The 9,533-nt window shown below is 73.1% G+C and carries 11 protein-coding genes; 1 reads left to right on the forward strand and 10 read right to left on the reverse strand.

Going from position 1 to position 9,533, the window contains the following annotated elements; genetic code table 11:
• Positions 1–34: 34 nt before the first annotated feature.
• From ACFWEJ_RS23345 to ACFWEJ_RS23360, 4 genes are all read right to left on the reverse strand, one after another.
• Positions 35–832: an isoprenyl transferase gene (locus tag ACFWEJ_RS23345; RefSeq protein ID WP_377231571.1), complete on the reverse strand. Its 798-nt coding sequence runs from the start codon at positions 830–832 to the stop codon at positions 35–37.
• The gene (recO, locus tag ACFWEJ_RS23350) at positions 832–1,578 is read right to left on the reverse strand and encodes a DNA repair protein RecO (RefSeq protein ID WP_377231572.1); all 747 of its coding nucleotides are present in this window, start codon (positions 1,576–1,578) and stop codon (positions 832–834) included. Before recO ends, ACFWEJ_RS23345 begins: the two co-directional genes overlap by 1 nt.
• Before the next feature lie 144 nt (positions 1,579–1,722).
• The gene (locus tag ACFWEJ_RS23355) at positions 1,723–2,352 is read right to left on the reverse strand and encodes a hypothetical protein (RefSeq protein WP_377231573.1); all 630 of its coding nucleotides are present in this window, start codon (positions 2,350–2,352) and stop codon (positions 1,723–1,725) included.
• A 31-nt stretch (positions 2,353–2,383) separates the two neighbouring features.
• Positions 2,384–2,842 (reverse strand): MarR family winged helix-turn-helix transcriptional regulator, encoded by a 459-nt coding sequence (locus tag ACFWEJ_RS23360; RefSeq protein WP_377231574.1) that lies wholly within the window; start codon positions 2,840–2,842, stop codon positions 2,384–2,386.
• 89 nt (positions 2,843–2,931) lie between these two features.
• Here ACFWEJ_RS23360 and ACFWEJ_RS23365 point away from each other — a divergent pair, with 89 nt between their 5' ends.
• Entirely contained in the window at positions 2,932–4,398 is a 1,467-nt protein-coding gene (locus ACFWEJ_RS23365; protein ID WP_377231575.1) for a multicopper oxidase family protein, read from the forward strand.
• Between the two features lie 5 nt (positions 4,399–4,403).
• Here the strand turns inward: ACFWEJ_RS23365 and ACFWEJ_RS23370 are convergent, their stop codons facing one another.
• The 6 genes from ACFWEJ_RS23370 to ACFWEJ_RS23395 form a co-directional block, all read right to left on the reverse strand.
• Positions 4,404–5,159, reverse strand: a complete 756-nt coding sequence (locus ACFWEJ_RS23370; protein WP_377231576.1) for a cytochrome d ubiquinol oxidase subunit II — start codon at positions 5,157–5,159, stop codon at positions 4,404–4,406.
• Positions 5,156–6,463, reverse strand: coding sequence for a cytochrome ubiquinol oxidase subunit I (locus ACFWEJ_RS23375; RefSeq protein WP_377231577.1), 1,308 nt, complete (start codon positions 6,461–6,463; stop codon positions 5,156–5,158). The genes ACFWEJ_RS23370 and ACFWEJ_RS23375 overlap by 4 nt, the downstream gene beginning before the upstream one ends.
• 98 nt (positions 6,464–6,561) lie before the next feature.
• Entirely contained in the window at positions 6,562–7,146 is a 585-nt protein-coding gene (locus ACFWEJ_RS23380) for an NTP transferase domain-containing protein (RefSeq protein ID WP_377231578.1), read from the reverse strand.
• Between the two features lie 3 nt (positions 7,147–7,149).
• Positions 7,150–7,971, reverse strand: a complete 822-nt coding sequence (locus ACFWEJ_RS23385) for an ABC transporter permease (RefSeq protein WP_377231579.1) — start codon at positions 7,969–7,971, stop codon at positions 7,150–7,152.
• The gene (locus ACFWEJ_RS23390; protein ID WP_377231580.1) at positions 7,968–8,750 is read right to left on the reverse strand and encodes an ABC transporter permease; all 783 of its coding nucleotides are present in this window, start codon (positions 8,748–8,750) and stop codon (positions 7,968–7,970) included. Before ACFWEJ_RS23390 ends, ACFWEJ_RS23385 begins: the two co-directional genes overlap by 4 nt.
• On the reverse strand, positions 8,743–9,533 hold a 791-nt coding region (locus tag ACFWEJ_RS23395), incomplete at its 5' end, for an ABC transporter ATP-binding protein (RefSeq protein WP_377231581.1). The genes ACFWEJ_RS23395 and ACFWEJ_RS23390, both read right to left, overlap by 8 nt.

Genomic DNA, 9,533 nt, shown 5'->3' on the forward strand with positions numbered 1-9,533 from the left:
GGCGTTGGGACCGCAGATACCCCGCACTCAACGTTTATCGGGGCTTGGGGGCGTCCAGGGCGCCGCCGTAGCGGCGGTCGCGCTTCGCGTACTCCTCGACGGCGTGCCAGAGGTGCCGGCGGTCGACGTCGGGCCAGGGCTCGTCGAGGAACACCATCTCGGCGTACGCCGCCTGCCACAGCATGAAGTTCGACGTGCGCTGCTCGCCGGACGAGCGCAGGAACAGGTCCACGTCGGGCACGTCGGGCAGGTACAGGTACTTCTGCACGGTCTTCTCGGTGATCCGCTTCGGGTCCAGCCTGCCCGCGGCGGCGTCGCGGGCCATGGCTGCGGCGGCGTCGGCCAGCTCGGCCCGGCTGCCGTAGTTGACGCACATCGTCAGCGTGCAGAGGTCGTTGTCCTTGGTGCGCTCCTCGGCCTCCTGGAGCACGTCGATCACGGACTTCCACAGCTTCGGGCGGCGTCCGGCCCACCGGATCCGCACGCCCCACGACGCCATGACGTCGCACTGGCGCTTCATCACGTCGTGCGTGAAGTTCATCAGGAAGCGCACCTCCTCGGGCGAGCGCTTCCAGTTCTCCGTGCTGAACGCGTACGCCGAGACGTACTCGACACCCACGTCGACGGCCCCCGCCACGACGTCGAGCAGGGAGTTCTCGCCCGCCCGGTGCCCCTCGATGCGCGGCAGGCCGCGCGCGTTGGCCCAGCGCCCGTTGCCGTCCATGACGACGGCGACGTGGCGCGGCAGGAACTCCTTGGGGATGCGCGGAGCCTGCTCGCCGGACGGGTGCGGGAACGGCTTGACCAGGTCCCGGCGGGTGTTCCGGGCCATCAGCGCTCCACCATCTTCAACGATCGCAACGTTCTCTCCAGGTAGTACTGGCCGTAGGCGGCGACGATGCCGCTCGCCTCCTTGCGGTGCCGCGCGTCGGACGCGTCGGCGGTCGCCCAGTCGCCCGCGAGCAGCGAGGACAGCAGGGCGAAGGTCTCGGGCGCCGGCGCCGTGGAACCCGGCGGCCGGCAGCGCGGGCAGACGGCGCCGCCCTGCGCCACGTTGAACGAGTGGTGCGGCCCGGGTTCGCCGCAGCGCGCGCAGTCCTCGAACGACGGCGCCCAGCCGGCCACCGCGAGGGCGCGCAGCAGGTACGAGTCGAGCACCAGGCCGGCGTCGTGGTGCCGCTCGGACAGCGCTCGCAGGCCCCCGGCCAGCAGCCAGTACTGCTGCACCGCGGGCTCGTGCTCCGCCGCGACCAGCCGGTCCGCGGCCTCCAGCATCACCGTGCCGGACGTGTACAGGCCGTAGTCCTCGCTGATGGACCGGGCGTACGCGCCGATGGTCTCGACCTGCGTGACCGTGTCGAGCCCCATGCCCGGCCGCGGGCTGCGGCCGGTGTGGAGCTGCACGTCGACCGCCATGAACGGCTCCAGGCGCGCCCCGAACTTGGACGACGTGCGCCGCACGCCCTTGCCCACCCCGCGCACCTTGCCGTGCTCGCGCGTCAGGAACGTGACGATGCGGTCCGCCTCGCCCAGCTTCTGGGTGCGCAGCACGATCGCGTCGTCTCGGTACAGGGGCACGAAGCCATTCTGCCCCCAGTCACCGACACTCCGGGACGGTCAGCGCCGAGCTCAGCGCACTCTGTCCTCTGGTCGCGGCGACGCTGCGCTCCGCTACGGCCGGGTGCCTCGTTCCTCGGCCCCCGACCTCCACTGCGCTCCGCGTCACCGCTCCACGAACCGGGTCCCGTCCGGCGTCAGCTCCGGCTCCCACACGAACCGGTGGATCACGTGCTTCTCCAGGATCCAGCGCGCCAGCAGCGCGACGCCGCCCCAGATCACGAAGAGCAGGAGCGTCTGGAGGAAGTTGATGCTGATCTTGTCGAAGCCGGTCAGCGCCAGCGTCGGGATCAGGAAGATCAGGCCGAGGAACGCGGGCAGGAGCTGGATGCCGACCCACTGCACCACCGAGAGCATGTCGACCCGGCGCTCGGCGACCACGCCGTGGTAGTCCATCACGTTGACCACGTGGTCGGCGCGCCACTTGGCGACGTGCCGGGCGACCGTCCACTGCGCGTCCCGCGCCTCCAGGGCGGCGCTGCCCGTCGGCAGCCAGATCCCGAGGATCTGGTGGATCTCGGCGGGCGTCAGGTACCCCTTGTCGAGGATCGCGAGGCTGTGCACGGGCGGCTGCCGGGTGTTGGTCGGCAGCACCAGGGCGGCCAGGAACAGCAGCACGCCGCCGGTCCCGAGCAGGCCCACGAGCGCGTCCGGGAGCCACGGCAGGAGCAGGGTCGCGGTGGCGAACGCCAGGGCGCCGAGCAGCGCGCAGACGATGCGGTTCTTCATGGTCATGGTAGGTAGGACTTTACCGGCATCCGAGCGCTCAACGTGGCGAAATGTCCCGTTGGTGAGCATCGGAATCGGGTCCGCGGGAAGTCAGCCGGTCGAGGAACCGGGCGATCGTCTCGACCTCGTCCGGCGTGCACCCCGCCAACGCCCGGTCCACCCGTTCGGACTGCTGCCGGTACTGGTCGGTGACCACGGCGAGCCGCTCCCGGTCGACCTCGACCCCCAGGCTGCGCCGGTCGACGTCCGACCTGCGGCGGTGCACGTACCCGGCGCTCTCCAGCCGGCCGACCAGACGCGTGACCGACGACCGGGGCAGGCGCATCGCGTCCGCGAGCGCCGACGGCGTCATCCGCCCGCCCGCCATCGCGACGAGGTTGAGCGCCTGGAGGTCGATCACGTGCAGGCCGAGGCGGGGCGCCACCTCGTGGTTGCGCAGCACGCCGCCCGTGATGAGGGCGCGGATGCCGTGCTCGATGCGCTCTTTCGTTGACATGCTTCCCGCACCCCCGGATAGTTCCGTTTCGGAATTACTATGGACCCCCGGAGGGGTCCTGGCAATCGTGTCGAGCGAGCGGAGCAGGGATGCGGAAGATACGTCGCCGGGAGTTCCTGGGGCTGGCCGCCGTCGGAGCGGCGTCCCTCGTGCTGACGTCGTGCGCGTCGGGCGGGACGGCGACGGACCCGGACCGCCCGTGGCAGCCGCTCGGCCCGCTCCGGATCCCGGACGAGCTGCGCGCGGACGGCGGCGTCTTCCGGCTCACGGTCCAGCAGGGCACCAGCGAGATCCTGCCGGGCACGCGGACGCCGACCTGGGGCGTCAACGGCCCGTTCCTCGGCCCCACGCTGCGGATGCGCACGGGCGACGCGGTGCGGATGGCGGTGACCAACGACCTCCCCGAGGTCACGACCATGCACTGGCACGGCATGCACCTGCTCGCGAAGATGGACGGCGGCCCGCACCAGCCGATCGAGCCCGGCACCACCTGGGAGCCGTCCTGGACGGTCCGGAACACGGCCGCGACGCTCTGGTACCACCCGCACACCCACGGGGCCACGGCGCAGCAGGTGTTCAAGGGCGTCGCGGGCATGATCATCGTCGACGACGACGCCGCGGACGCCGTCGGGCTGCCCCACGAGTACGGCGTCGACGACATCCCCTGCATCCTGCAGGACCGCACCGTCGAGGACGACGGCGAGATGCCCTTCGACACCGAGCCGAACTTCGGCCAGATGGGCACGGAGATCCTCGTCAACGGCACGATGGGCGCGTACCTGGAGGTCGCGCGGACCACGGTCCGGTTCCGCTTCCTGAACGGGTCGAACGCCCGCGTCTACCACCTGGGCTTCGCCGACGACCGTGAGCTCACCCTGGTCGCGACCGACCAGGGGCTCGTGCCCGAGCCGGTGCGGCTGACACGGTTCGCGCTCGGCCCGGGCGAGCGGGCCGAGGTCGTCGCGGAGCTCGAGCCTGGCGAGCGGGTCCGGCTGACGACGACGGCCGGGGAGGGCCGGGTGGACCAGGGCACCTTCCCGGTGCTGGAGCTCAGGGTGGCCGACGACGCGGCACGGGGCGCGGCGGTGCCGGCCGAGCTGCCGGGGGCCGCCCCGCTGGACGCCCCGGCGGACGCCACGGTCCGCACGTTCAAGCTGCAGGGCCACGACGAGATCAACGGCCGCGGCGCCGACATCACCCGGGTCGACGAGGTGGTGCCGGCGGGCGCGCGGGAGGTGTGGGAGGTCACGAACACCGTCTACGCCCACAACTTCCATGTCCATGGCTGCGCGTTCACGCTGCTGGACCGGAACGGCGCCCCGGGCGAGGCGTGGGAGACCGGACAGAAGGACACGGTGCACCTGCCCGAGAAGTCGACGGTGCGGCTGGCCGTGCAGTTCGGCCCCGGTACGGACCCGACCAGCCCGTACATGTACCACTGCCACATCCTGCGCCACGAGGACGACGGGATGATGGGCCAGTTCGTCGTGGTCGAGCCGGGCACGGAGGACTCGACGCCGCGGGTGCTGGAAGCCATGGGCCACATGAGCCACTGACGCCGTCAGAAGAAGAGCGTGTCCCGGCGGTCCAGCGGCCGGGACACGAGCCACCAGGCGGCCACCTGGAGCACGAGGACCAGCGGGAGCACCACCAGCGCGACGATGCCGAGCGCCGCCATCGTCTCCTCGGAGACCGCGCCGCCGACCAGCCGCGGCCAGGCCGCGATCGCCGTGCCGACGACGGGGGCGGCGATCATCACCGACGTGACGGCCACCGGCAGCGGACCGGTGCGGCGCAGCCGCCACGCGACCAGGGCGTCCCCGTGCAGGCGCGTGACGACCACGGCGGCGATGCCGAGGGCGAGCGCGGCCAGGCCGCTCCCCCAGGCCACGCCGAGCAGCGCGCCCCAGCTCCCGGCCAGCGCGATGCTGGCGACCACGAGCACCACGTCCCACACGTCCCGCCACACGTTGCCCGGACGGCGGCTGCGCAGCCAGATCGCGGCGTCCCGCAGCGCCCAGGACCCGACGAGCACGAGCGCCACGGGGTACCCGGCACCGAGCAGCCGGGCCTCGGCGTGCGGGAAGACGCCGATCAGCACGCCGAGCGCCGCCACGAGCCACACCTCGCCCGGCAGCAGGACGGGCCCCACGGCCCCGAGCACGACCCGGCGCTGCGCGGGGTCCCGGCGCCGTTCCTTCCCGTCGGGGCCGCGCTCCTGGAGCAGGGTGGCGCCCGCGCCCTGGACGGCGCCGTCGAGCACCACCCAGCCGACCAGCAGCACGGTCAGGAGCACGCCCCACGCCGCCGCGTTCATCGGGCACCCTCGGGCTCGGGCCCGCCGGAGTGCGTCCCGTCGTCGCGCACCCCGTCGTCGGGCGCGCCGAACCGGAGCAGCACCTCGTCGTCCGCGCCGTCGTCGCGCAGGACGTCGCCCGGGGCGGCGCCCAGGACGAGCCGGTCGGTCCCCGCGCGGGCCAGCCGGCTCAGCACCCACCAGTCGAGCACCGCGAGCGTGACCATGAGCCCGACGAGCAGCACGAGCGAGGCCAGGACGGCGCGCGTGGACTGGTCGGAGGTCACCTCGTCGACCCGCAGCACCCCCTGGACGACCCAGGGCTGCCGCCCCAGCTCGCGCACGAGCCAGCCCGCGAGCCCCACGAGGAACGGCAGGGGCAGCAGGGCCGTGAGCAGCACGTAGAGGGCGCTGCGCCCGCGCATGCGGAACAGGGCTCCCGCGATGAGCAGGAAGGGGAGCACGAGGGCGCCGAGGAAGACGAGGTCGGCGCTGCGCATCATGACCTCGAGGAGCACGCCCACGGCGGGGCTCTGGTCGAAGCCGCCCTCGATGTAGCCGAACTGCGCGTAGCCGAAACCCTGGGCGAACAGCACGCCGACGACGCCGGTCCAGATACCGGCCCGCATGGAGTTCCGCCACAGGTCCTCGTCCGGGCCGGTCGGCAGGCGCAGGCCGCCGCCCGTGCGCCGCAGGTGCCACGCCGAGACGCCGACGAGCACGAACCCGCCGGCCATGAGGCAGGCGCCCACCACGTGCAGGCCGGACAGGAGCGCCGCGGGGTTGGTGACCAGGGCGCCGACGTCGGTGATGCGGGCGACCTGCTCGCCGGGCGGCCCCTCCAGCGCGTACCCGAGGGGGTTGCGCAGGAACCCGTTGGCCACCATCACGGCGAACGCCGAGGCGTACCCGGTGAGCACCACGGCCCAGAAGATCGCGGCGTGCAGCGCCCGCGGGAACAGGTGCCAGCCGAACACCCACAGGCCGAGCAGGGTGGACTCCAGGAAGAACGCGGCGAGGGTCTCCACGGCCAGCGGAGCGCCGAAGACCTCGCCGGCGACGTCGAGCAGGCCCGGGAAGTGCAGGCCGAACTGGAGCTCCAGCACGATCCCGGCCGCGATGCCGAGCGCGTAGTTGACGAGGTAGATCTGCCCCCAGAACCGGGTGGCGTTCTCGAACACGACGGCGCGGTCGCCCGAGGCGCGGGCCCAGCGCGTGTTGAAGATCGCCACGACGGGGCCGAGCCCGAGCGTGAGCAGCACGAAGAGGAAATGCACTGCGGCGAGCAGTGCGAACTGCAGGCGGGCGAGTTCCGTGGCCTCCACGTTCCCGAGACTACGTAGCCGAACCGGTCGCGGCGACAGGATTCGGGCAGGACCGGGGAAAGGTCAGGGATGACCCCTAGCCCGAGGTGGGGCTGGCCCTACCTCCGGTCGACGTCGTCGCCGCCGCCCAGGTCGGTGCAGTCGATGCCGACGGCGCCGTGCGCCAGCAGGTACTGCCCGGCGCCGCTGTCCCCGCGCACCGAGGTGGCGAGCGCCGCCCAGTGCTCGCGGCCGAGCAGCACGGGGTGCCCGGGGCGGCCGTCGTAGGTGGCCCGGGCGAGGGCGTGGCGGGCGGCGTCGGGCTCGTCGAACGGCTTCAGCACGCGGCGCACGGAGTCGGCGCGGAGGCCGGGCAGGTCCACCAGGGAGACGACGGCGACGTCCGCCCCCGTCTCCTGGGCGGAGGCGAGGCCGGTGCGCAGCGAGGCCGCCAGCCCGCTCTCCCACTCGTCGGCGACGACGGGCCGCGCGTCGGCGAGCGCCAGCCGCTCCGCCTCGTCGGCGCGCGCGCCGAGCACCACGACGACGTCGGCGCACCCGCCGTCGACCAGGGCCTGGCAGGCGAGCTCGAGCCAGGGCGTGCCGCCGTCGGACCGGGCGAGCGCCTTGGGCATGCCGAACCGGGTGCCGGCGCCGGCCGCGAGCACGATGCCGACCGCCGTGGTGCCGTACCTGCCGTCCATGGATCAGCTCCGTCCGTATCGGGCGAGGACGAACGACTCGATGATCTGCGCCGCCAGGTAGAGCACGAGCGACGCGAGCGTGACCACCAGGACGCACGCCCACACGAGGTTGTTCTCGGACCGTCCTACCGCGTTGACCACCATGCTGCCGATTCCCTCGCCGGTGATCAGCCACTCCGCCAGCAGCGCGCCCGTGATGGCGCCGGGCACGGAGATCCGGACCGAGGCGAACAGCGCGGGCAGCGCCGAGGGAAAGGCGACCCGGAACAGCAGGGCCACCGGCCCGCCACCGTACACGTGCACCACGTCGGTCAGCTGCGCGGACACGGAGCGCAGGCCCTGCACGATGTTCACGAGCGCGGGGAACAGCACCACGATGCCGGAGACCACCGCCACTCGCACCACCTCGTCGGTGAACAGCAGGCGGATGATCGGGGTCAGCGCGATGAGCGGCACGGCGCGCAGGATCAGGGCGACCGGCATGACGGCGGTCTCCACGGGCCGGGACAGCACGATGAGGGCCGCCGCGAGCGTCGCGGCGAGCATGCCGGCGACGAAGCCGAGGGCGGCGTCGCCGAGCGTGACCCCGAGGCCGGCGAGGATCTGGGCGCGGGTGGCCGCGGCGTCGTCGTCCGTGAAAAGGAACTCGTAGACCTCGGCGGGGCCCTTGGCGACGAACGTGTTGTCGACCAGGGCCACGGAGACGACCCACACGACCGTGAGGACCGCCGCCATGAGCAGCGCCGTCGCCACCGCCCGGCCCAGGCCGGCGGCGAGGGCCCGTCCGGCGCCCCCGCGGGCCGGACCCGTCGTGACCTCGCTCATCGTCGTCCCCCTCCGGTCGACCACGGCACCGCGACCCGGCCCAGCAGGCCGAACGCGGCGTACCCGATACCTGCCACCAGGGCGCAAGCGAACATGATGCCCCAGGCGCGCTCCACCATGAGGCCCTGGCCGGCGGCGATGAGAGCGGGGCCGACGCCGCGGTCGACGCCGCCGATGTACTCGCCCAGGATCGCCCCGAGGAACGCGGCCGGTGCGGCGATCTTGAGGGCGCTGACGATCTCCGGCAGCGCGGACACGAGCTGGACCGTGACGAGCTGGCGCCAGCGGCCGCCGCCGTAGACGCGCACCACGTCGAGTGCGGCGCGGTCGGCGGACCGGAAGCCGAGCACGGCCCCGACGACGGTCGTGAAGAACACGGACAGGGCCGCCAGGACGACCGCCGTGGGCGACGGGTCGCCCGGGTCCGGCGGGCCGAGCACGATGTAGAGGATCGGCAGGATCGCGATGGTCGGCACGCAGTAGCTGATCACCGCGACCTGCGAGATCACGGGCTCCAGCCGCGGCGTCAGCAGCACGAGGGCCGCGAGCACGAGCGCCAGGCCGTTGCCCCACGCGAACCCGATCAGGGCCTCGACCACCGTGCCGCCGAAGTTGTTCACGTAGAACGCCCAGCCGTCCGCGACGTACTGGCGCAGCACGCCGGGCGGCGTCGGCATGGACGAGCCGTCGAAGACGGTGACCGCGAGCAGCCACCACAGCGCCACCAGGCCGGCCAGGCCCGCCGCCCCGCCGAGCCAGGTGCGGGCGCGGTCAGGCATCGTCGTCGGCCGTGAACAGGAGCTCCGAGGCCCGGTCGTGCAGCGCGTGGAACTCGGGGGTGCGCATCATCTCCGGCAGGCGCGGGCGCGGCAGGTCCACCTCGATGACCTCCTTGATGCGGCCGGGGCGTGGGCTCATGACCGCCACCTGGTCGGAGAGGAAGATCGCCTCCGAGATGCCGTGCGTGACCATGAGGGTGGTGGCCGGCTTCTCGGTCCAGATCCGCAGCAGCTCCAGGTTCAGGCGCTGGCGGGTCATGTCGTCGAGCGCCCCGAACGGCTCGTCGAGCAGCAGCACCGAGGGCTTGACCACCAGGGCGCGGGCGATCGAGACGCGCTGGCGCATGCCGCCCGAGAGCTCCCCGGGCCGCGCCTTCTCGAAGCCGCTCAGGCCGACCAGCCGGATGAGCTCGGCCACCAGCTCGTGGTCCACGGGCTGCCCCGAGACCTGGAACGGGAGGCGCAGGTTGGACTCGACCGACCGCCACGGCAGCAGCGCGGCGTCCTGGAACGCGATGCCGAGCTCGTGCCCGGCCCGCAGGCGCGCCGGGTCCTTGCCGTCGACCTTCGCGGTGCCCGACGTCGGCGCCTCCAGGCCCGCGAGGATGCGCAGGATCGTGGACTTGCCGCAGCCGCTCGGGCCCAGCAGGGACAGGAAGCTGCCCTGGTCGGTGTGCAGCGTGACGTCGTCGAGCGCGGTCACCGTGCGGCGGCCGGAGCCGAACGACTTGGACAGGTGCTCGATGTGCAGGCCGGTGCCGGCCCCGCCCTCAGGGGCGGGAC

The sequence above is a fragment of the Promicromonospora sp. NPDC060204 genome, from assembly GCF_042728455.1.
Lineage (GTDB): Bacteria > Actinomycetota > Actinomycetes > Actinomycetales > Cellulomonadaceae > Promicromonospora.